The 20,293-nt window shown below is 56.8% G+C and carries 17 protein-coding genes, 1 tRNA gene and 2 pseudogenes; 9 read left to right on the top strand and 11 right to left on the bottom strand.

What is annotated here, in order from left to right:
• Positions 1-51 precede the first annotated feature (51 nt).
• A complete protein-coding gene (locus MHM86_RS03105) occupies positions 52-753 on the top strand; it encodes a DUF1223 domain-containing protein (protein ID WP_370644055.1) in 702 nt (233 codons plus the stop codon).
• Positions 754-836: 83 nt separating this feature from the next.
• Here MHM86_RS03105 and MHM86_RS03100 read toward each other — a convergent pair whose 3' ends face one another.
• Together MHM86_RS03100 and MHM86_RS03095 are read right to left on the bottom strand one after the other, a co-directional pair.
• Positions 837-1,718, bottom strand: a complete 882-nt coding sequence (locus tag MHM86_RS03100) for a lysophospholipid acyltransferase family protein (RefSeq protein WP_239195605.1) — start codon at positions 1,716-1,718, stop codon at positions 837-839.
• Positions 1,719-1,726: 8 nt separating this feature from the next.
• Positions 1,727-2,620, bottom strand: a complete 894-nt coding sequence (locus tag MHM86_RS03095; protein WP_239195603.1) for a DMT family transporter — start codon at positions 2,618-2,620, stop codon at positions 1,727-1,729.
• A gap of 232 nt (positions 2,621-2,852) precedes the next feature.
• On the opposite strand from MHM86_RS03095, the gene MHM86_RS03090 reads away from it, so the two are divergent.
• Both MHM86_RS03090 and MHM86_RS03085 read left to right on the top strand, forming a co-directional pair.
• Positions 2,853-3,260 (top strand): ACT domain-containing protein, encoded by a 408-nt coding sequence (locus tag MHM86_RS03090; RefSeq protein ID WP_239195599.1) that lies wholly within the window; start codon positions 2,853-2,855, stop codon positions 3,258-3,260.
• A 14-nt stretch (positions 3,261-3,274) separates the two neighbouring features.
• A complete protein-coding gene (locus MHM86_RS03085; RefSeq protein ID WP_239195598.1) occupies positions 3,275-3,760 on the top strand; it encodes a GFA family protein in 486 nt (161 codons plus the stop codon).
• 68 nt (positions 3,761-3,828) lie between these two features.
• On the opposite strand, the gene purB is transcribed toward MHM86_RS03085, so the two are convergent.
• Positions 3,829-5,136 (bottom strand): adenylosuccinate lyase, encoded by a 1,308-nt coding sequence (gene purB / locus MHM86_RS03080; RefSeq protein WP_239195596.1) that lies wholly within the window; start codon positions 5,134-5,136, stop codon positions 3,829-3,831.
• Positions 5,137-5,217: 81 nt separating this feature from the next.
• Here purB and MHM86_RS03075 point away from each other — a divergent pair, with 81 nt between their 5' ends.
• Positions 5,218-5,640: a DUF6314 family protein gene (locus MHM86_RS03075; RefSeq protein WP_239195590.1), complete on the top strand. Its 423-nt coding sequence runs from the start codon at positions 5,218-5,220 to the stop codon at positions 5,638-5,640.
• 631 nt (positions 5,641-6,271) lie between these two features.
• Here MHM86_RS03075 and MHM86_RS03070 read toward each other — a convergent pair.
• Positions 6,272-8,029 carry a type I secretion protein gene (locus MHM86_RS03070; RefSeq protein WP_239195579.1) on the bottom strand — a complete coding sequence of 586 codons (1,758 nt, stop codon included), beginning with the start codon at positions 8,027-8,029 and terminating at the stop codon, positions 6,272-6,274.
• A gap of 540 nt (positions 8,030-8,569) precedes the next feature.
• Between MHM86_RS03070 and MHM86_RS03065 the strand changes: the two genes are divergently transcribed.
• On the top strand, positions 8,570-9,334 hold the full coding sequence (locus tag MHM86_RS03065) for a DUF3445 domain-containing protein (RefSeq protein WP_370644005.1): 765 nt from the start codon (positions 8,570-8,572) through the stop codon (positions 9,332-9,334).
• Here MHM86_RS03065 and MHM86_RS03060 read toward each other — a convergent pair.
• The 3 genes from MHM86_RS03060 to MHM86_RS03050 form a co-directional block, all read right to left on the bottom strand.
• On the bottom strand, positions 9,331-10,182 hold the full coding sequence (locus tag MHM86_RS03060; protein ID WP_239195576.1) for a hypothetical protein: 852 nt from the start codon (positions 10,180-10,182) through the stop codon (positions 9,331-9,333). The two genes, MHM86_RS03065 and MHM86_RS03060, sit on opposite strands and share 4 nt — an antisense overlap.
• 261 nt (positions 10,183-10,443) lie before the next feature.
• A complete protein-coding gene (gene glnA, locus MHM86_RS03055; RefSeq protein ID WP_239195574.1) occupies positions 10,444-11,850 on the bottom strand; it encodes a type I glutamate--ammonia ligase in 1,407 nt (468 codons plus the stop codon).
• 33 nt (positions 11,851-11,883) lie between these two features.
• The gene (locus MHM86_RS03050; RefSeq protein ID WP_239195572.1) at positions 11,884-12,222 is read right to left on the bottom strand and encodes a P-II family nitrogen regulator; all 339 of its coding nucleotides are present in this window, start codon (positions 12,220-12,222) and stop codon (positions 11,884-11,886) included.
• A gap of 320 nt (positions 12,223-12,542) precedes the next feature.
• On the opposite strand from MHM86_RS03050, the gene MHM86_RS03045 reads away from it, so the two are divergent.
• Positions 12,543-14,129 (top strand): NAD(P)H-hydrate dehydratase, encoded by a 1,587-nt coding sequence (locus MHM86_RS03045; protein WP_239195571.1) that lies wholly within the window; start codon positions 12,543-12,545, stop codon positions 14,127-14,129.
• A 57-nt stretch (positions 14,130-14,186) separates the two neighbouring features.
• Here MHM86_RS03045 and MHM86_RS03040 read toward each other — a convergent pair whose 3' ends face one another.
• Complete coding sequence (locus MHM86_RS03040) at positions 14,187-14,681, bottom strand: Hint domain-containing protein (protein ID WP_239195569.1); 495 nt, start codon at positions 14,679-14,681, stop codon at positions 14,187-14,189.
• Positions 14,682-14,852: 171 nt separating this feature from the next.
• Between MHM86_RS03040 and MHM86_RS03035 the strand changes: the two genes are divergently transcribed.
• Positions 14,853-14,937, top strand: a tRNA-Leu gene (locus MHM86_RS03035).
• Positions 14,938-14,946: 9 nt separating this feature from the next.
• Here the strand turns inward: MHM86_RS03035 and MHM86_RS03030 are convergent.
• Together MHM86_RS03030 and MHM86_RS03025 are read right to left on the bottom strand one after the other, a co-directional pair.
• Entirely contained in the window at positions 14,947-15,258 is a 312-nt protein-coding gene (locus MHM86_RS03030; RefSeq protein ID WP_239195568.1) for a hypothetical protein, read from the bottom strand.
• Between the two features lie 28 nt (positions 15,259-15,286).
• Positions 15,287-15,823 (bottom strand): recombinase zinc beta ribbon domain-containing protein, encoded by a 537-nt coding sequence (locus tag MHM86_RS03025; RefSeq protein WP_239195567.1) that lies wholly within the window; start codon positions 15,821-15,823, stop codon positions 15,287-15,289.
• 104 nt (positions 15,824-15,927) lie between these two features.
• Here MHM86_RS03025 and MHM86_RS03020 point away from each other — a divergent pair.
• Positions 15,928-17,056: pseudogene (locus tag MHM86_RS03020) on the top strand (IS3 family transposase).
• 1,018 nt (positions 17,057-18,074) lie between these two features.
• Here MHM86_RS03020 and MHM86_RS03015 read toward each other — a convergent pair.
• A pseudogene (locus MHM86_RS03015) lies at positions 18,075-18,548 on the bottom strand (integrase core domain-containing protein); the annotation flags it as partial.
• A 373-nt stretch (positions 18,549-18,921) separates the two neighbouring features.
• Here MHM86_RS03015 and MHM86_RS03010 point away from each other — a divergent pair.
• A complete protein-coding gene (locus MHM86_RS03010; RefSeq protein ID WP_239195566.1) occupies positions 18,922-20,292 on the top strand; it encodes a cytochrome ubiquinol oxidase subunit I in 1,371 nt (456 codons plus the stop codon).
• The last annotated feature ends 1 nt before the right edge of the window (position 20,293 follow it).

The raw sequence follows: 20,293 nt of genomic DNA, 5'->3' as shown, positions 1-20,293 counted from the left end.
CTTATTACAGACTTAAAGACACGTTAAGGAATCCGCCGAAACATGCGTAAAATGCTGACTATCCTTGCCGCTGCTGCCTCCATCTGGAGTGGCGGCCAAGCCGCCACCGCCCAGAGCGTTGATCATCCCGTTGTCGTTGAGCTCTTTACCTCACAAGGTTGTTCTAGCTGCCCACCCGCGGATGCGTTTCTGGGGCAGTTGGCAATGCGCTCGGATGTGATTCCGCTGGCGCTGCATGTGGACTATTGGGACTACATCGGCTGGAAGGATCAGTTCGCTTCGCCCCAATACACCAAGCGTCAGCACAGCTACGCACAAGAGGCAGGCCGCCGCACCGTCTATACCCCGCAGATGATTGTGCAGGGTCAGGAACATGTGGTCGGCAACCATCCCAAGAATGTTAATGCCTTGATCAGCCAGCATGGTGCCAAAGCGGCAGAGGTTGACTTGGGCCTGAATCGGTCGGGCAACCAACTGACCATCTCTGCCAAAGCATTGGGCGGGGACCGGGAGCGTCTGGTTGTGCAATTGGTGCGCTACACGCCCGAGGAAATGGTCAACATCCGGTCTGGCGAAAACGCGGGTCGCAGCATTGAATACCACAACATCGTCACCTCGTGGGAACGTGTGGGCGACTGGGACATGCGCAAGCCGCTGTCGCTGCAGACCAAAGTGTCTGGCGATGATCCCGTCGTGGTGATCCTGCAGGAACGTGGCCCCGGTCGCATCGTCGCCGCAGCGCGCCTGCGCTGATCAGCGTTACCCGACGCGACAAAACAGAAAGCCAGCGATCACTCGCTGGCTGTTCTTTTTTATCAACATGTTATCTTTCGCTCTTAACCCTTCCAGCGGCGGTGAACCCAGAACCATTGTTCGGGATGTTTACGCACCATCGCCTCGAGGGCGTCATTCATCGCCTGTGCCATCACTTCTGGCGTGTCATGGGGAATCTCTTCCTGAATGATCGCGCGAAAGCTGAAGCCATCCGGCTGACGCAGCCCAAAAACCGGCAATACCAGTGCGTTGTATTTCACCGCCATCTCCGCCGTCGACAAAGTGGTTTTTGCCGGATGGCCAAAGAAGGTCAGCGGCGCGCCGTCACGGACATGCTGGTCGACCAAGAGCGCGATGATTCCGCCGCCGCGCAGGTATTTTACCATCTGTGCCAACCCGCGACGGCCACGTGCAAAGGCGGGGGCAGCGATGCCTTCGATTGCCTGTTCCCAATGGTCGTTGAAGTAGCTGTTGTCCAGCGGCCGGTAGAGCGCACCAACGGGCGAGAAATCCCGTGACACGGTGGCACGCACCGCATCATGGTTGCCAAAATGGCCCGACACCAGAATGACAGGGCGCCCGTCGGCTTGGGCCTGTCGCAAGGCAGGCAGGCCCGGACCTTCGGGTTGGGTCGTGGCCAGATGCTCTTTGAAATCGCTTCCAGAATAAATTTCCACCAAGGTGCGGCCGAAATTATCGGGCACCGCGCGGGCCAGCCGTTTCTTCTCTGCTTCTGGCAGGTCGGACCAAACCAGATTGAGGTTGTTGATCACCCGCTTGCGATAGCCCAGCAGCGGCGCCAGTCCCCGCGACATCACCGCCCCCATCAACCGCACACGGGTGTGATAGGGCAGCCCCAGCGCCAGCTTTAATGGCGCACTCAGCACCATGTTGGCCAGATAGGCGCCGGCTTCTTGCAAACGGGTCGGGGTGGATTTGGCCATGGCGGGGGTCAGGTTCCTTGCTCAGCGCGTTGTTTCGCGCGCGCTTCGGCTTTCTCAGACGCGGTCTCTCGATGCCAGACATAAATCCCCGCCGCCACAATCACAAGAGCGCCGACAATTGTCCAGAAATCCGGATATTCGTCAAAGAACAGCAGGCCCCACAGGGTGGCAAAGATCAGGCTGACATAGGCAAAGGGGGCAAGCATACCGGCCTCGCCAATCCTCAGCGATTTGATCAACAGCAATTGCGCGACTGTGCCTGCGACGGCCAAGATCCCCATAAGTACCAACGCGCGCCCATCCACCGGCTGCCAATGGAACGGTACAATCACGCTGAGGATCACCGCACCAAACGCGGCCGTATAGAGGAGGGAGGTCCACGCATCCTCATGCGCGCCCACATAGCGGGTCACCAGATTGTAGCAGCTGTAGCATAGGGCGGCCATCAGCGGCAGCAGCGCATAGGCGGTGAACACGCCACTGCCGGGGCGTATGATGATCAACGCCCCAATCAGCGCCACGCCAATGCCAACCGCGCGGCGGGGGCCCAGCCCTTCGCCCAGGAAAAGCGCAGCCCCCAGCGTAATCAGTACCGGATTGACGTTCATGATCGCAGTTGCCTCTGCCAAATCAATGTAGCTGATACCTGTAAAGAAACTGCCCGTCGCCCCGAGGAGGATCACAGAGCGTAAGAGTTGCAGTCCCGGATATCGCGTCCGCGCCACGGTTTGGAGACGTGGCAGTACTATCAGGAACACCATTAGCGCCTGACCTGCATAACGTGCCCAAATTGCTTGCATGATCCCCAGATGACGGCCCAACTCTTTGGCGGTGGCATCCATCACGGTGAAACAGAACACCGCCGTGATCATCAGTAGGATGGCTTTGTTGTTCTGGGACATTGGGCGCCTGTGTGGTTTTGAAACTGTGCCCACCGACCTAACCGAAGGTAGCGGCGCTGTCACGCGGGGGTTTTACGGTAGTGGGCGCGTTCGCTGACGGCGGCAGAGCTGGGGGGCTTGCGTCAGGGGAGGCTGGTGTGTAGCCTTTCAGCATATCATCGGAAGATGAAGCTCCAGCGGGCTGGCCTGCCATCGCTGGAATGTCCTTCTTCAAGAATTCATGGAGGACGTGATGACACATCGTTTAAAAATCCGTTTTGTTCCAGGGCGCTATACGATCAGCCGTTTGCCCGCTGATGCGCAAGTGCCCGATTGGTTTGCGGGGTCGGGCTTCAGGGCGCTGGTCTGTTCAGACGACGAAACCACATTGATTTGTCTTGAGGATCGCGTGCCGGATACGGTGCAAAGCGAAGGCGGGTGGACCTGTCTGCGCACAGTCGGTCCGTTCCCGTTTGAGGCGGCAGGCATCGTGCAATCGCTGATCGCGCCGCTGTCTGACAATGGGATCGGGGTCTTTGTTGTCTGCACCTTTGACGGCGAACATGTGCTGATTCCTACGATCAAGGCGGGTGCCGCCGCGCGTTATTTGCAGGCTGCAGGGCATGACTGCCCACTGCCCGACCTTGCGGACGAAACCTAAGAAAGGAACGCCTTATGAGCATTAGACACACCGGCGGCTGCCTTTGCGGTGATACACGCTATGAAATTGACGTAGATCCGCTCTGGGTGACGATCTGCCACTGCACCTTTTGCCAACGGGCAACAGGGGCGGATGGTATGGTAGAGCCGATCTTTGATCTGGACGCCTTCCATTTCAGCGGGGTGGCGCCCAAGATCTATTCGCAACCCTCCGCCGGTAGCGGCAAGGACGTGCATGTGCATTTCTGTGCCCGCTGTGGCACCAAGCTGGCACTGGGGTTTGACCGTTGGCCGGATAAAATCGGCCTTTACCTTGGGACGCTGGATGATCCGAACGGGGTCAAGGTGACGGCGGAGAACAGCAAACACATCTTCGTCTCAGAAGCGCGTAGTGACACCATTCTGCCTGCGGGCGTGAAAACCTATGATCGTCACGCGGCAGAAAACGACGGCACCCCGATTGATCCGATCATCCATGATGCGCCTTTTGTCGTGCGCTGAAACGCCCCCAGACATAGAAAAACCGCCCCCCGACAGGAGGGCGGTTTAAATCCCATGTCAACAGGGGCTTAGCTTTCGCCGAAAACGCGCTTGAAGATCGTGTCGACATGTTTGGTGTGATAGCCCATGTCGAATTTTTCGTTGATGCCATCAACGCCAAGGGCGGCAACCACTTCTTCGTCTGCCAGCAGCAGCTCGCGGAAATCCAGACGCTCTTCCCAAACTTTCAGGGCGTTGCGCTGCACCATGGAATAGGCACCTTCACGGCTGACACCCGCTTGGGTCAGGGCCAGAAGCACGCGCTGCGACATCACCAGACCGGGGAATTTGTTCATGTTGTCCAGCATGTTATCGGGGAAAATCAGCATTTTCTCGACCACGCCAGCCAGACGGTTCAGGGCAAAATCCAGCGTCACGGTCGCATCCGGTCCAATGCCACGTTCCACGGAGGAATGCGAAATGTCACGCTCGTGCCACAGCGCGACGTTTTCCATTGCGGGGATCACGGTCATGCGCACCAGACGGGCCAGACCGGTCAGGTTTTCGGTCAGAACAGGGTTCTTCTTGTGCGGCATCGCGGACGAGCCCTTTTGGCCCATCGAGAAAAACTCGGCACCTTCCAGAACCTCGGTCCGCTGCATGTGGCGGATTTCGATTGCGACGTTTTCGATAGACGATGCGATTACGCCCAGCACGGCAAAGAACATTGCGTGACGGTCGCGGGGGATCACCTGTGTGCTGATCGGTTCGGGTTTCAGGCCCAGTTCGGCACAAACATGCTCTTCAACCGCCGGATCAATGTTGGCAAAGGTACCAACCGCGCCGGAAATCGCGCCAGTGGCGATCTCTTCACGCGCTTGTTGCAGACGCGCCTTGTTGCGGTCCATTTCAGCGTAGAAACGGGCAAAGGTCAGACCCATGGTGGTGGGTTCAGCGTGGATGCCGTGGCTGCGGCCAACGCGGACGGTGTCCTTGTGTTCCAGCGCGCGGGTTTTCAGCGCCGCCAGCAGGCGATCCATATCGGCCAGCAGGATGTCCGCGGCACGCACCAGCTGCACGTTCAGGCAGGTGTCCAGCACGTCCGAGGAGGTCATGCCCTGATGCACAAAACGCGCTTCCTCGGAACCGACATGTTCGGCCAGATGGGTCAGGAAGGCGATGACGTCGTGTTTGGTGACGGCCTCAATCTCATCAATGCGGGCGACGTCAAATTCAACGTCCTTGGCTTTCCAAACGGCGTCGGCGTTTTCCTGCGGGATCACCCCCAGTTTGGCCTGAGCGTCACAGGCGTGTGCCTCGATCTCATACCAGATGCGGAATTTGGTTTCCGGCGACCAGATAGCGGTCATTTCGGGGCGGGCATAACGAGGGATCATCGGCTTTTCCTTGATCTGCTGGAACTTGCGCATTGCTTAGCGATGTGACAGCTCTACGACAAGGGTAGGAGAGGGCATAACGTGACGCAGACCCCCGTAAATCTTGATCTTTGGTCCTTTGAAGGTGTCTGGCAGCTGACCCGCTTGGTGGAAAACGCGGTCGGCCCCGATATGACGCTGGTCGGAACCGCCACCTTTCGACGTTATGAGGACGGTCTGATGCTGGTCGAAGAGGGGACGCTGGAGGTGGCAGGCCAACCGCCGATGCAGGGCAGCCAACGCTATATCTGGCGCCCCGATGGCGCAGCGATCGCGACCTTCTTCGCTGATGGGCGCGCCTTTTTCCAGTTTCGCCCTGACGGAGAGACCGCCGCGGCACACTGGTGCAGCCCTGATCAATATGACGTGGTGATGGATTTCACCCGCTGGCCTGACTGGCGGGCCACATGGACAGTGCAGGGCCCGCGCAAGGATTATGTGATGCGGTCACGCTATATTCGGTAGCTCGGCAACCCATTCCTTGATTGCACTTTCTGTGCCTGAGCCGCATGCGTTTAATGTGACCGATCAGCGCCCACGATGATCGTGCGACTGCGAAGATTGTGAATGACCTTTTACCAATCACATACGACTTCGGTCATGTCACCTGTTCAAAAGGTGTCTATGGAGTTCGAAGGCAGTTTTGGCGCGTGGCATGAAGGCGCCACAAGGCGTCACCGGACTTGCCCAGGCATCAGCAAAGAATTGTCTAAATGGGCCCGTTTTCTTCCTTTTTACATGCATATATCCCCCTACGCGCGCCTGCGTATCAGATCGGGCATGGGGGATATCCTTGGGCCACCAAGGCGCTGGCAGAGGGGGGTAAGTTAAGAGGCGGAGGGGGGTAAAAATCTATCCAAAGTATAGGTCGCACTTAGACACACTTCGGCGCAGATTTAGAATGTTTGGATTTTTTTCTGCGGTCTTCCGGATCATCCTGCTTCAGCTTGGCTGAGGCGTGCCGGGGTGAGGCCGCGTATTGCTGGGATCCACCTTCTCAATCTTCGGAATGTTACGTCGAAGAGATCCAGAGATCCTATGTTTTCTGTGTTTAACCGAAGTCAGGGTCAGCACCCTATGTCGTCAAGTCTTTGTCTTAGAAGCCGCCCAGAAGAGCCAGCAGCGGGAGGAGGCCAAGTAGTCCGCCTAATCCTCCTGCCATCCCGCCGTCATCGTCTGGGCTTTCGTCGGCGAGTTGTTGATTTTCCTCTGTGTCGTCTGGGTAGTTAAGGTCGCTGTTATTGTCGGGTATCGTGGGGATTATCGGGTCGCCCGGGTCGGGGACGCTGTCGCCCACGGCCTCCGGATCAGGATCGTCCGGTTCAGGGGCCACGGCCCTTTCGAATTCTTCCGTGTAATTGGGGTTGTCGACCACCACACGCATGATTTCATAAGCATCCAGATCAGCGGTGAAAACGCCGTCTTTGAATACATCTGCCGGATCCAGCTCTGTCACTTCGGCCGGGCTGCGGCTGTCGGTGGGGTTATAGCCGTCTTCGACGCCCAGAACCTCAACCCGCATGGTACCGCCGGCATCTAGGATCTGCGAGAAATCAATCTGTGTCTGATGAGGCTCTTCGCTGTTTGAGGCGATGAAGGTGACAAAGGTGTCGTCGCTGTAAAACGAGTGTACGGCGGTATCTTCTTCGACCACTTCATGTTCGGTGCCGTCGGCCGGGCTCAGATCAATTGCTGTGGTGTTGGGCAGAACTTCATTCATCATGCGGAACATTTCGCCCGGCACATTCAGCGGTCCTTCGTCACCTTCATTGCCAGCAAGGTTGGTCAGGTTGTTTTGTTGAACCGCCCAGACAAAACCGCTTTCAACACCGTGTTCGGTGAACTCTTCGGTCATGTTCAGCATTTCATGGGCCTGTTTCAGGCCATATTCTTCCTCAACCTCCCAGCTGCGGCTGGCTTTGAGGTTCCACTCAGTGACGTGCTTTTCCAGACCGTCAAAGTGTTCGTCCCAGGTCTGTTCCGCCGACCGCAGATCGAAGTCGCGGCTGTTTACGTTGTCTGCGCCCTTGGAATAGATGTGAAAGGCCAGACCGTCGACGGCGTCCATTTCAGCCTGTGTGTCAAATTCCGAGATGATGATTTCGTTCATCACTTTGGGCCAGGCGACTTCACCATTGTTGTACATGAAGACATCTGGGTCCAGATCCAGACCGTAGTCGCTCATCACAGCGGCCAGCTGGTCATTGCCTTCGAGGATGTGGTCATAGCTGTCCGACAGGCGCGAAGAGCCATAGTTCTGGCCGTTCTGCACCAGAATGTCGATGTCTTGAAACAGCTCCGACTGGGGATGGTTGTTGATTTCGTCATTTACGATTTCTGCCATCCGTGATGAAACACGGCCATATTCCAGCGCGTCCATTTCGCCGCTGCCCCAGTACTCGTTGCCAATCTCAAAGCCACGAATGGTGGGATCACCGTATTCGCCGTTCAGCGTGTCACGCACGAAGGTGCGCAACGCGTCCTCATCCACCTCGGCGGTGCGGTGGCCACTGGCGTCATCTTCGGCACTCAGATAGTTGCGGGTTGGCAGTACGACCGTGACGTCGATATCGTTCTCTTCGGCGTAAGCCATAAACTCGCTGTAAGGCAGCAGTTCGACCTCGCGACCGGTGTCGGGATCAATGGCGCTTGCCTTGTCAGGATCGGTCAGATCAAAATAGTCCTCAGTCAACGAACCACCCGGATAACGGATGTGATCAATCCCCAGAGCCGCAACCTTTTCGTCAAAGGTCCCGTCTGCACCGATCTGGTCACGGCTGGCTAAGATATTGGCACCAAACAGTTCTTCAGTGTACTCATTGGCGCCAAGGCCATGTGCGTTCAGAGTGATCATTATCGTTCCCTCTCTTCTGTCGAAAAGGTGGTTGCTGTCGTCTAGCGATGTTTCTGACGCGTCCCCTGAGTGTTTTTTGGTGTGCTCGATAGGCGGGGAAGCTGCCTGAAAAGTTTTGCTGAGAAGAAACTGCGACTCGGACCAGTGGGAGTCCACGCGATGTGGAAAATGCCGACTTATTCGATGTCGGATACCCCCCAAAGGAGGTGGCATTTCGCCGAAAGAGCCGAAAATAAAATCCTAAAACCAGACAGGGTACCGTCGTGCCCATGTCAGTTTTTGCGCCCCCGATTTCGGGATCGCTGTGCAAAAGGCATGCCAATGCGACTCAGGCAAGGAATCAGATTCGCTCACCAGAGTGAGGCGCCAAAAGCGCAGGTTTCCGCGCCCCAGCTGAGGGGCGTTTGACCACTTGCATGCGATAGGGGTGTGCAAGCCTCATACCATCCGCCATTCTTTGTCTGTGGCGGCTTAGTATATCTAACGGCCTAGGCCATCTGTCTGTTAGGCCTCTTTTCAAATATTTTCGAATTTTGTTTAATGGCGGCTATGGTACAGATTTTACAACAAAAATTGCCTTACGATCTGCGGGCGCAGCGCCCACTTCCGGGTATACAGCCACTGGACATGGCCAATTGGCTACATGTGGACGACGCATTTCTAGGCCAGATGGCCTATAGGACGACCTTGATTGCGGGCAAACGCGATGCCGTCATTGGCGCATTGCCCGAAGCCGAGGCGCCTTTGCAGGAATTATTAGCGCTGGTGTTGGATCAGTTGCGCGCCAACCCTGCCTATAAGGTAAGGGCCGATAGCGTGCTGCGGCCTGACGGGGGTGTGGTGGGACTGGATATGGCCGATCCATTGGCAACGCTTGGCCTGCTGGTGCAGGAAGATCTGTGTATCCTGCAAAAACAGGGCGATGAGCATGTGTTGACGGCGGCTGTTTTGTGTTTTCCGTCCAGTTGGACGCTGGCGCAGAAACTGGGGAAGCCTTTGTTGGCGATCCACGTGCCGGTAGACAGTTATGATGACAACATCGGCAAACGGGTGCAGCGGCTGTTTGACGGGGTGCGGGCAGGGCGGCCTTTGTGGCGATTTAATATCCTGTGGTATGACACCAGCGAATTACACTTCCCCCGCCCTGAATATGACACCCGCGCTTATGTTAGCCGTGAAGATGCGGCGTTCCTGCGCTCAGAAAAACAGGCGATCTTGCGCCTGCCGAAAACCGGCGCGACGGTGTTTTCGATCCATACTTATATGGTGAGCGGTGATTTGGGGCGTGAATTGACCGCCGATTAGATCGCGTCCGGCGCCTCACCAGCCAGCATTGCCAGACGCATAAAGCGGGAGGGGTGAGTGTCCGCGCTCATCCCCCGTGCCTCAAAACGTGCGCGTGCATCCTGCGCGTATTGGCGCGCCTCGTCGGGTTTATCGGTGGCGTAGGCCAGTTCAGCGCGTTCCTCAAACACCTCACCCAACCCGCGACCATGTGGCCCCAGCTCCACCACCAAATTCTGCAACTGATCCGACGTTTCGGCAAACCGCCCGAGCATTCGTAATGTCCGTGCGATATGCAGTCCGGCCGTGTGACGCTCGGCTGCCTGTCCCAGCGAACGGCGCAGGGCGTGGTCGCGCTGAAACATCGTCAGCGCGCTGTTTAGATCACCCTCTTCAAACAGAGACCAGCCGGTTTGCTGATAAAGCGGTCCCAGATAGTGGCGTAGCGCAGGCGTGTTGCGGGTCAGGTTCTCCGCCTGATCGACAATCGCGAGGGCCACCGCTGTTGGTACACCTTTGGTCTGTTCATTCAGCGCCTCCAGTGCTACGTTCAATGCTGCGGCTGCGCGGGCCTGAGTGGCGGCCTGATGATAAAGCGTTGCCGCCATTGCGGCGCGCCCCTCTGCCTGCGCCAGCCGGGCGGCTTCCAGCGTGATCCGCGCGTTTGTTGCCGGTGACGGCCCGATCGCCCGCGCCTGACCCAACAGAGATTCACCAAGGGTGAAATCCTGATCAAGGCCTGCAATGCGCGCCAACTGGCTGAGGCAGATGATCTGATCCTCCGGTGCGGTGGCGGCAGCAAAGGCTGCCTCAAACCGCGCCTTGGTGGCGGCCAGATCATCAAAGTCCCAGAGCGGATCAATCTTCATGCGGGTGGTCTTTTCTCAGGTGCCTCTGTTTCGCAGGTCACAATGGTGCCTGCCGTTGATCAATGCAAGCACCGTTGTCGCCACTAAGAGTTTGTCTATTATGCCAAATCTCTGATTTTCAGCACCCGAACCGCCCCCACGGGGCGAGCGCTTCGCTTTCACCCCTCGGTTCGGACGCGGTGGTGGTGATTAAGCTGCCATGAAAAAAGGGCGCCCCAGAGGAGCGCCCTTCCAATTCAAACCGTTAATTCGGAGCCCGAATTAGCAGCTGTAGTACATGCCGAACTCAACCGGGTGAGGGGTGTGTTCGTAGGTTTCAACCTCTTCCATCTTCAGGTCGATATAACCGTCGATCTGGTCTTTGGTGAACACGTCACCGGCCAGCAGGAAGTCATGGTCTGCCGCCAGCGCATCCAGCGCTTCGCGCAGCGAACCACATACGGTCGGGATGTCAGCCAATTCTTCGGCCGGCAGATCGTACAGGTTCTTATCCATGGCTTCGCCGGGATCGATCTTGTTCTTGATGCCGTCCAGACCAGCCATCAGCAGTGCTGCGAAGCACAGGTAGGGGTTGGCCGAAGGATCGGGGAAGCGTGCTTCAACACGTTTCGCTTTCGGCGATTCGGTCCATGGGATACGAACACAACCCGAACGGTTACGTGCCGAGTAGGCGCGCAGAACAGGTGCTTCAAAACCCGGGATCAAACGCTTGTAAGAGTTGGTCGACGGGTTGGTGAAGGCGTTCAGGGTTTTTGCGTGCTTCAGCACACCACCGATGAAATACAGCGCTTCCTGCGACAGATCAGCGTATTTGTCGCCAGCGAACAGCGGCTTGCCGTCTTTCCAGATCGACATGTTTACGTGCATGCCGGTGCCGTTATCACCGTAGATCGGCTTCGGCATGAAGGTGGCCGATTTGCCGTAGGCGTGGGCAACGTTGTGGATGATGTACTTGTACTTCTGCAGCTCGTCGGCCTGTTTGGTCAGGCTGTCAAAGATCAGACCCAGCTCGTGCTGACAGGACGCAACCTCGTGGTGGTGCTTGTCCACTTTCATGCCGGTGCGCTTCATGGTCGACAGCATCTCGGAACGGATTTCCTGTGCATCGTCGATCGGGTTGACCGGGAAGTAACCGCCCTTGAGGCCCGGACGGTGGCCGGTGTTGCCCATTTCGTATTCGGTGTCGGTGTTCCAGGACGCGTCTACCGCATCAACTTCGTAGGATACTTTGTTGATGGAGTTAGAGAAACGTACGTTGTCGAACAGGAAGAATTCAGCTTCCGGGCCCATGTAAGCAACATCACCAATGCCCGAAGATTTCAGGTAGGCTTCGGCCTTTTGGGCGGTGCCGCGCGGGTCACGCTCGTAGGCTTCGCCGGTGTCGGGCTCAACGATCGAACAATGGATCGCGATGGTTTTTTCGGCGTAGAACGGATCAATGTAGGCCGACAGGGTGTCGGGCATCAGTTTCATGTCCGAGTTTTCGATCGATTTCCAGCCAGCGATGGAGGAGCCGTCAAACATGAAGCCTTCTTCGAGGAAGTCTTCGTCAACCAGGTCCACATCAACGGTCACGTGCTGCAGTTTGCCGCGCGTGTCGGTGAAACGGATGTCGACGTAGGCCGCATCTTCGTCTTTGATCAGCTTGAGAACGGATTCTGCGCTCATGCTCTTGTCCCTTCGTTTAAGATAAATGGGTAATTACAGTGCGTCCGAGCCGGATTCGCCGGTACGGATGCGGATGGCTTGCTCGACGGGGCTGACAAAGATCTTGCCGTCGCCGATTTTGTCTGTTTTCGCCGCGTCGATGATGGCCTCAATCGCGCTTTCGACCATGTCGTCGTCCAGCACAACTTCGATTTTCACCTTGGGCAGGAAATCGACCACATATTCCGCACCGCGGTACAATTCTGTGTGGCCCTTCTGACGACCGAAACCTTTAACTTCGATCACGCTCAGGCCCTGAATACCTGCGTCTTGCAGGGCTTCCTTCACCTCGTCCAGCTTGAACGGCTTGATGATCGCTTCGATCTTTTTCATCGCCAGTGTCTCCTCACCAACCGGGTCTCGCGACCGGGCTTAACTGGGGTTCTTGGCAGGCCTCCCCGCCGCCAACCGTATTGCGTTGAAATTTGACAGATCACTTTCCCTGCCTTGGCTCAAACGGATAGAGTAGGAGGGGCCTAAAATTCGGGCGGTTTTTTGGAGGCCGTTTAAATTTTGTGCTAACTGCCCAAATAATGTGCGAAATGAAAATTTGCGCACCGGCGAATTACCTGAAGCGCTGATTTTTAAGGCGTGATACCCGCTGGAGAGAGCGTCACAATAGCGGTCAAATGCGACATTACCATGAGGCAAAGATGACGGAACTGCTAACAGCCGCACAAATGCGCGCCATTGAACAGGCGGCGATTCAGTCCGGTGAGGTCACCGGGTTAGAGCTGATGGAGCGCGCCGGCGCAGGCGTGGTTGAGGCGATTTTTGAGGAATGGCCCGCACTGGCGGATGCGCCGGGGCGCGCGGTCGTTCTGTGCGGTCCTGGCAATAATGGCGGCGACGGATTTGTCGTTGCGCGCCTGCTGGCCGCGAGGGGCTGGTCGATGGAGGTGTATCTATACGGTGATGCCGAAAAACTGCCGCCGGATGCGCGGGTGAATTATGATCGGTGGTGTGAGAGTGGGGTCGTTTTTCCGTTGGCAGATTCTGGTTTGCCGAAGGCGGATATCGTCGTGGATGCCCTGTTCGGCACAGGATTGACGCGCCCGTTTTTGGATTTGCCCGTCGTGCGAGAGATCTTCAATAAAGGACAGGTACCTATTGTTGCTGTCGATCTGCCCTCGGGGCTTTGCGCGGACAGTGGGCGATCATTGGGCGGTGACCTTTCGCTACGCGCAGATTTAAGCGTGACATTTCACCGTATGAAACTGGGGCACGTCCTTCAGGATGGTGCTTACCTATCCGGCAAGACTGTCATTAAGGGCATTGGATTGCAGGGCACTGCGATTGAGAATGGCCCCAGACCGCGGGTGGGGGTGAAGCCCCCGCCCATGGGGGCGGTCGGGGGCTGTCCGGCTATGCCGGACGGTGTGGTTCATAAGGTAGAGGCTGTGCCAGATCTGTTGGACAAACACGGCGCGCATAAATTCTCTCACGGTCACGCCCTCATCCTTTCTGGCGGTTCTGGAAAAACCGGTGCGGCGCGGCTTGCGGCGCGCGGGGCTTTGCGGATCGGGGCGGGGCTGGTCACAGTGGGGGTGCCGCCGTCTGCCCAGATGGAGGTGGCGGCGCAAATCACCGCCTTGATGCTGACTCGTGTGTGCGACGGCGATGCGTTGGCAAAGGTGCTGGAGGACACGCGCCTCAACGCGCTGTGTCTCGGGCCGGGGCTGGGGCATGACCGGGCACGGTGTCTGGTGCCTGTTGCGCTCGCCTCAAAACGGGCTTGTGTTCTGGATGCAGATGGGCTCAGCGCCTATGCGGATGACCCTCAGACGCTTTTCGACATGCTTCATGACACCTGTGTACTGACGCCGCACGGTGGTGAATTCGCCCGCCTGTTCCCAGACATCGCTGCCGAACTGGCAGAGCCGCCGACCAAAGGCCCGGCCTATTCCAAGGTTGACGCCACCCGCGCGGCGGCAAAACGGGCAGGCTGCACTGTGCTATTCAAGGGGGCGGATACCGTCATCGCTACTCCTGATGGCCGCACCAGTGTCCATTCCGCCCATTACGGCCGCGCCGCGCCTTGGTTGGCGACCGCTGGGGCAGGGGATGTGTTCGCGGGCTTCACCACCGGCCTTTTGGCGCGGGGATTCGCACCGCATGAGGCCACCACGACCGCTGCCTATCTGCATGTGGAATGCGCCCGCACCTTTGGTCCCGGTTTGATCGCCGAAGATCTGCCGGAGCAACTGCCCATCGTGCTGCGGGATCTCTTCAAGGTTTGAGGTAACAGAAAAGGGCCCGCAAATCGCAGGCCCGTTCATCATCTTTTCTGGTGTTGTTTAGGCCATCATGCGGATGCTGGCGGTGGCGCAATCCACCTCAAGCCCGTCTGCATAAACCACTTGCGGCTCATCAAAGAACATGCGGAACACCATATGACGCGCCGCAGGTTGCAGGCGCAGGTATTCGCCGTCAATGAGGTTCTGTGCCTCGATCAGCTTCTGCGGTTCATTATAGAGAGCCTGCGCACGCCAATCGCGGATCAGAATCTTCTGTTTAGAAGGAAGGATGGTGTCCATCCCGGGGCGGTCGTGACCCAGCGAACCAGCGCGCACACGCACCGTTTCACACGTCTTGTAACCGCATTCGATGCCTTTCAGCATCGCAACACCACTGCTGCGGGTGATGATTTTGTCGCCTGGCGACAAGACCTCAATCGGCAATGCGCCGTCCAAGGTGAGGATTTGCGTCCCCGGCAAAATGCCAAAGGTCGTTTCCGAATGGGCTTCGATGACGTTACCGCCACGCCGCGCCCTGACCGTTTTCGGTTTCATGGGCTATGTCCTACTGCTCTGCCTGTATTTTTTTTATACAAGCAGCTTACTGTGGATAACGTCACTTGTCTTCTGTTTTTTAGTGAAATTTTCCTCTCGCATCTCTTGAAAGGGTTTGCTAAGTAGCGGCTCTGCGAAACAGGCTGAATCGGCGTGTTTCATTGATCGGATGCGGGTGTGGCGGAATTGGTAGACGCACCAGATTTAGGTTCTGGCGCCGCAAGGCGTGGGGGTTCAAGTCCCTTCACCCGCACCACTTTTATATTCAACACCTCAAGCCACCCCTAAAGTCTTGAATAATAAGGTTTTTTGGTGTTCTAGCCCCCTCAGTGCGATGGTCAGAAAATCCTTCTGTAAACGCCAGTCTGAGCAGCGTTCTGTGCAATAAAATCTGGCCGCTTTTCCAGAGTTTCCAAGGGCTTGACAGGAACCTCAGGGAGAGTTCTGGCGCCTCGTCATATCGCTTGGGCGCAGGGGCCTGATGAATCAGCGTATCGTGCAGGCGGGTTTTGTCTTTTTCGAGCAGGCCGATCTTCTGTTCATAAGCTGAAATCACCGCGTCATTGGTCGCATTCATGATCCGATCCAAAAGGGATTCGATTTGCTTATCCCCCTCTGATCTGACGGCGGACCGATTTTGTGACGTCCTTCACCTGATCCAACCGCGCCGCCCACGCATCACGGAACATGGTTTCAGCCATTTGCAACAAACCGGGTGTGGTCTGCAGCGTTCTAACGACATCCCCAAAGGCATCCTCAACGCGTGCCCGGGGAATGGATTTGCCGTAGCTGTCACAGCCCTTGGTCTGGCAAAGGTAATAAGCGTAGTGCTTGTACTTCCCTTTTGCCCACGACGAGCGCAATTTCTTTCCACAATCCCCGCAGGTCACAAAACCGCGCAAAGTGAAATCATCGCTGATATTCTTGCGTGCTGGCGCATAGGCCGTGCCATGCAGGCGGGTTTGAACCTTGTCATAGGTTTCCAATGAGATCAGCGGCTGGTGGTGCCCACGCAGCCAGTTCAACTCATAAACCTCACTGCAAATGCAGCTTGCATAAAGCGGGTTCACCAACATATCCGCCACGCGCTTCGGGCGGACCTCACCGTTGTTGCCACGTGGAAAATCTGGCTTGGCACTCAAAAAGCGCAGCACCTCAGCCTGGAGTTGGAGCTCCCCCGGTTTGATGGACACTTTTTCACTGATGAAGGAGAGTGTTTTTCACGCCGAGAACGAGGACCCCGTAGCTGACGGAATTCAGGGAGCAATTGGGTGCGCTGGTGCGAGCTGGTCGCAGTGTTGAAAGCATTGCGCGGGAGTATGAGCCATGCGCCGCAACGATCCATGACTGGGTCAAGCAGGCTGGTGCCGACGATGGTGAACGCGATGATCGCCTGACCAGCACGGAATTGGCGGAGCTGCGTCAACTTCGCAAAGAAGTCAGGCAGCTTCGCCAAGAGCGGGACATCTTATCAAAGGCCGCGGCTTGGTTTGCACAAAGCGACGTGACATCGCGGAGGTCTTCAAGTTCATGACCGCAAATCAGGCCGAGTATTCGATCCAGTTGATGTCGCATACCTTGGGCGTATCCCGCAGCGGTTTCTATGCCTATCACAACCGCACGCCCAGTGTCCGACAGGTTGCCGATGACGCGTTAAGCGACCGGATTGCCGCCATCCATGAGGCTGCGCCACGCATTCACGCTGAACTCGCTGACGAAGGCGACCATGTGGGGCGCAAGCGCATTGAGAGATTGATGAAAGCTAAAGGCTTGCGGTCTGTCAGTCGCCGCAAGTTCGTGGTCACGACAGAGCGCGATCTATGGGCCCGGCCCGCAAGCGATCTGGTGGACCGGAACTTCTATGCGGATGCGCCAAACGTGCTGTGGGTCGCAGACATAACGTATGCGCCAACTTGGGCGGGCTTTCTGTATCTAGCTGTCGTCCTGAATGCCTTCAGTCGGCGGATCACTGGCTGGCTATGGGGAATGACCAGAAGGCGCAGCTTGTCATCGACGCAATGAACATGGCGGTAACACAAGGCAAACCCGACAGCGTCATTCCTCATAGCGACCAGGGATCGCAGTACACACCGATGGCTTTTGGCCTGCGCTGCAAAGAAATGGGGGTACGCCTGTCGATGGGATCGGTTGGTGATTGTTATGACAACGTCATGTGCGAGAGCTTCTTCGCCACGCCCGAATGTGAATTGCTGGCTCGACGGAAGTTCAAGACCAAAGCTGAGGCCCGCATCGCCTGCTTCGAGTTCATTGAAGCCTGGTACACCCCCTCGCGCAGGCATTCGGCTTTGGGTTACAAGTCACCCGTCAACGACGAAAGGATCACCGCTGAAGGGCTGAAATCTCTAAGCCCATAACCGTCCACAAAACCGGGGGAACTCCAACTCCCGTGGCGTATTAATTGATGCCAATCGGAGCGCCTATGTGCAGCTCTAGGGTTACATATACGCCTATCAAATCAGCGCCATGCGGTCCATTGACAATGAATTCTTTCAGGGTACCGTTTATTGCAGCATCCAAAAACGCTACTTGATCAGCTCTGAACTGCATAAATTTACTTCCTTACTACTATTTCTCATTGACCGAACGGCCGCCTCAACCTCGGCCAAGGGTTTTTTCCAAACAGACCAATCTCGTCTGTCCCATGCATCGGCGTCGATGGCCCATTGCCCCTCAAGGTCAGATCCCACTGCAAAAGAAAAAAGTATTCGCAACTCCGGCGGGGCCTGTGCGATGACAATACACACCGCTCGGTTCTCATCTGTGCTATATGCAGGCAATCCGCGAAAACAGTGCATTTTGACGTTTGCACCCATGAATTGAAGACTGTCTGGAACAAGCGTGATCTCATTCGGCCCTGAAACGTGGTAGAATGGGGCAGTCACATTATCAAGCGGCCTAGAATTGAGCGGCGTGGTGCGGAGGTAAAGATAGTCAACCTGATACGCAGATGCGCGCCCCAGAATGGAAACCAACAGAGGCGTGCCATAGGCGTTTTTGTACTGGTGAAAGTTGGCTGCCCCAGTTTGCACTGGCTCGTCAGGGAAAGTGCATTGATTGCCAGTAAGACAGTGGCTGATCTCAGATTCAAGCGACCTTACAGACAATTACCGGATGATCGGTACATTAAACTGGTGCCCGCCGACGCACATCTGGACCGTATGATCCGCCGTCTGCACGGGCTGTTCCTGATCCGTCGCGGATGTGCCGGCAGATGCTGGCAGGGGTGCGGCAATCTGCAAAAATAAGACGCCGCCCAACAACAGGCGTTGCCGGTTTTTCAACAGAACCTGCGCCCGTGCTGCGCGCAGTTTTTGTGATGAAACAAGTGATGGCATACGGCTTAGTATCCAAAAACATGCTGATCAGCCCCACCTAAGTGGTCCAGTTTGAATGTTCGTGCATTATTGGCCTGGGTTTCATCGGGACGATGGTTTCCGGGGCCGGTGGGCGGTAGCCCAAGGCACTGTATGGTCGTTTCGTGTTATAGTGTTTCCTCCATTGTTCAATCAGGATTTGCGCTTCCCGTAAGCTGTAGAAGACCTCGCCGTTCGGCAGTTCATCCCGAAGCCTTGCATTGAAGCTTTCGCAGTATCTGTTCTCCCAAGGTGATCCCGGCTCAATGTAGGCGGTCTTAGCGCTGACCACTGCAATCCAATCGCGGACGGCCTTGGCGGCGAACTCCGGGCCATTGTCCGACCGAATGAATGCTGGTGGTCCACGCAGGATGCACAGATCCGTCAAGGCGTCGATGACATCTGCAGAGCGCAATTTGCGCTGCACCTTGATTGCCAGGCATTCACGGCTGTGCTCATCAAAAATGTTCAGCGTGCGAAAGACTTTGCCGTCGCCCATTGGGCTCGAACCAATGGCGCCTACAATGGCTCATTTCTTTCGCCAGCGGTAATAGGTTTGTTCAACAACACCGATCTGTCTATTCGCATCAAGACGAGACATGCCTTGCCCCATCAACACCTCTACTTGCCGTAACTTCGAAACTCTCTCTTCTGGCTTCGGTCGCTTGTTTGCCAGTTTTGGGTCCTCCGTTTCCTAAACATAGGGGCGGACCAGTTCCGTTGGGGAGGCTCACCCGTCGGTCATCGCCGCAAGACGTCACAGAATGTCGCGCGCTACACGGTCGCATCCCCCTTATGCACTGCGCGCGGCATCATAGGTATATCTTAGACATAAGTTCTGACACACAGGTTCAATAGGTGTTCCCATGGATACGCTTCTGCTGTCCCGCATTCAGTTCGGGGCGAATATCTCTTTCCACATCTTGTTCCCGACGATCACCATCGCGCTGGGGTGGGTTCTGTTGTTCTTCAAGCTGCGCTTCAACGCGACGGGTGATGTGAAATGGATGGACGCCTATCGGTTCTGGGTAAAGGTCTTTGCCCTGTCCTTTGCCATGGGTGTTGTGTCGGGCATCACCATGTCGTTTCAGTTCGGCACCAACTGGCCCGGGTTTATGGAAACCGTCGGCAATATCGCAGGGCCGCTTTTGGCCTATGAGGTGCTGACCGCGTTTTTCCTAGAGGCGGTGTTCCTTGGCATCATGCTGTTCGGATTTTCCAAGGTGCCCAACTGGCTGCACTCATTGGCGACCTTTCTGGTGGCCTTCGGGACCACGATGTCGGCCTTCTGGATCTTGGTGCTGAACAGTTGGATGCACACCCCCGCAGGGTTTGAACTGCGCGATGGGGTGGCCCATGCAACCGATTGGTGGGCGATCATCTTTAACCCGTCGATGCCCTACCGTCTGGCGCATATGCTGATGGCCAGCGGGTTGACCGTGGCCTTCCTGATCCTTGGCCTGTCGGCCTTTCGCTGGCTGCGCGGCGATCGTGGCGCAGATGCGCGCGCGGTGTTTAAAACCGGTGCATGGCTGGCGGCCTTGTTGATCCCTGTGCAGATCTACATGGGGGACATGCACGGGCTGAACACGCTGAAATACCAACCGCAGAAAGTCGCCGCGATGGAGGGCAACTGGGACACGCAATCCAACGTGCCGCTCTTGCTCTTTGCCCTGCCGGATGAGGCAGCGCGCGAAAACAGGTTTGAGGTGGCGGTGCCCAACGTGGCGTCGATCATCCTGACCCATAAGGCAGAGGGCGTGGTCCCCGGTCTGAACGATTTTGTGGCCGAGGATGGCACGCCCCAGCACCCGCCCGTGGCACCGGTGTTCTGGTCCTTCCGCATCATGGTGGGCACAGGCATGGCGATGCTGGTCCTTAGCTGGTCAGTACTGTGGTTCATGCGCCGTGGTCGTGGCCCCGCGGGGGTGCCGAAACTGATGCAGCTGGCGCTGGTGCCGATGGCCTTTTCCGGTTGGGTGGCAACGCTGTCTGGCTGGTACACAACTGAAATTGGCCGCCAGCCGTGGCTGGTTCAGGGGGTGCTGACCACCAAACAGGCGGTTGCGGATGTGCCTGCGCCGATGGTGGCCAGCACCTTGGCGATCTACCTCAGCCTCTATGTGTTATTGCTGATCGCCTACATCAGCGTCCTGTTCTATTTGGCGCGCAAGGCGGGCAGCCACGATGGCCCCGCCCCAAGCGCGCCCAAATCCCAACCCGTTCCTGCGGAGTAAG

Source organism: Thalassobius sp. Cn5-15, from assembly GCF_022347685.1.
Classification (GTDB): Bacteria; Pseudomonadota; Alphaproteobacteria; order Rhodobacterales; family Rhodobacteraceae; genus Thalassobius.
The sequence above is the reverse complement of the archived record's forward strand: the minus strand, read 5'-3'. Positions and strand labels throughout refer to the sequence as shown.

Excerpts from the sequence above, each read along its gene's own strand:
- purB (WP_239195596.1), bottom strand. The coding sequence starts at position 5,136 with ATGATCCCTCGTTATGCCCGCCCCGAAATGACCGCTATCTGGTCGCCG.
- MHM86_RS03010 (WP_239195566.1), top strand. The coding sequence starts at position 18,922 with ATGGATACGCTTCTGCTGTCCCGCATTCAGTTCGGGGCGAATATCTCT.
- MHM86_RS03100 (WP_239195605.1), bottom strand. The coding sequence starts at position 1,718 with ATGGCCAAATCCACCCCGACCCGTTTGCAAGAAGCCGGCGCCTATCTG.
- MHM86_RS03030 (WP_239195568.1), bottom strand. The coding sequence starts at position 15,258 with ATGAATGCGACCAATGACGCGGTGATTTCAGCTTATGAACAGAAGATC.
- MHM86_RS03050 (WP_239195572.1), bottom strand. The coding sequence starts at position 12,222 with ATGAAAAAGATCGAAGCGATCATCAAGCCGTTCAAGCTGGACGAGGTG.
- MHM86_RS03060 (WP_239195576.1), bottom strand. The coding sequence starts at position 10,182 with ATGAAGATTGATCCGCTCTGGGACTTTGATGATCTGGCCGCCACCAAG.
- MHM86_RS03070 (WP_239195579.1), bottom strand. The coding sequence starts at position 8,029 with ATGATCACTCTGAACGCACATGGCCTTGGCGCCAATGAGTACACTGAA.
- MHM86_RS03065 (WP_370644005.1), top strand. The coding sequence starts at position 8,570 with ATGGCGGCTATGGTACAGATTTTACAACAAAAATTGCCTTACGATCTG.
- MHM86_RS03105 (WP_370644055.1), top strand. The coding sequence starts at position 52 with ATGCTGACTATCCTTGCCGCTGCTGCCTCCATCTGGAGTGGCGGCCAA.
- MHM86_RS03095 (WP_239195603.1), bottom strand. The coding sequence starts at position 2,620 with ATGTCCCAGAACAACAAAGCCATCCTACTGATGATCACGGCGGTGTTC.
- MHM86_RS03045 (WP_239195571.1), top strand. The coding sequence starts at position 12,543 with ATGACGGAACTGCTAACAGCCGCACAAATGCGCGCCATTGAACAGGCG.
- glnA (WP_239195574.1), bottom strand. The coding sequence starts at position 11,850 with ATGAGCGCAGAATCCGTTCTCAAGCTGATCAAAGACGAAGATGCGGCC.
- MHM86_RS03090 (WP_239195599.1), top strand. The coding sequence starts at position 2,853 with ATGACACATCGTTTAAAAATCCGTTTTGTTCCAGGGCGCTATACGATC.
- MHM86_RS03040 (WP_239195569.1), bottom strand. The coding sequence starts at position 14,681 with ATGAAACCGAAAACGGTCAGGGCGCGGCGTGGCGGTAACGTCATCGAA.
- MHM86_RS03085 (WP_239195598.1), top strand. The coding sequence starts at position 3,275 with ATGAGCATTAGACACACCGGCGGCTGCCTTTGCGGTGATACACGCTAT.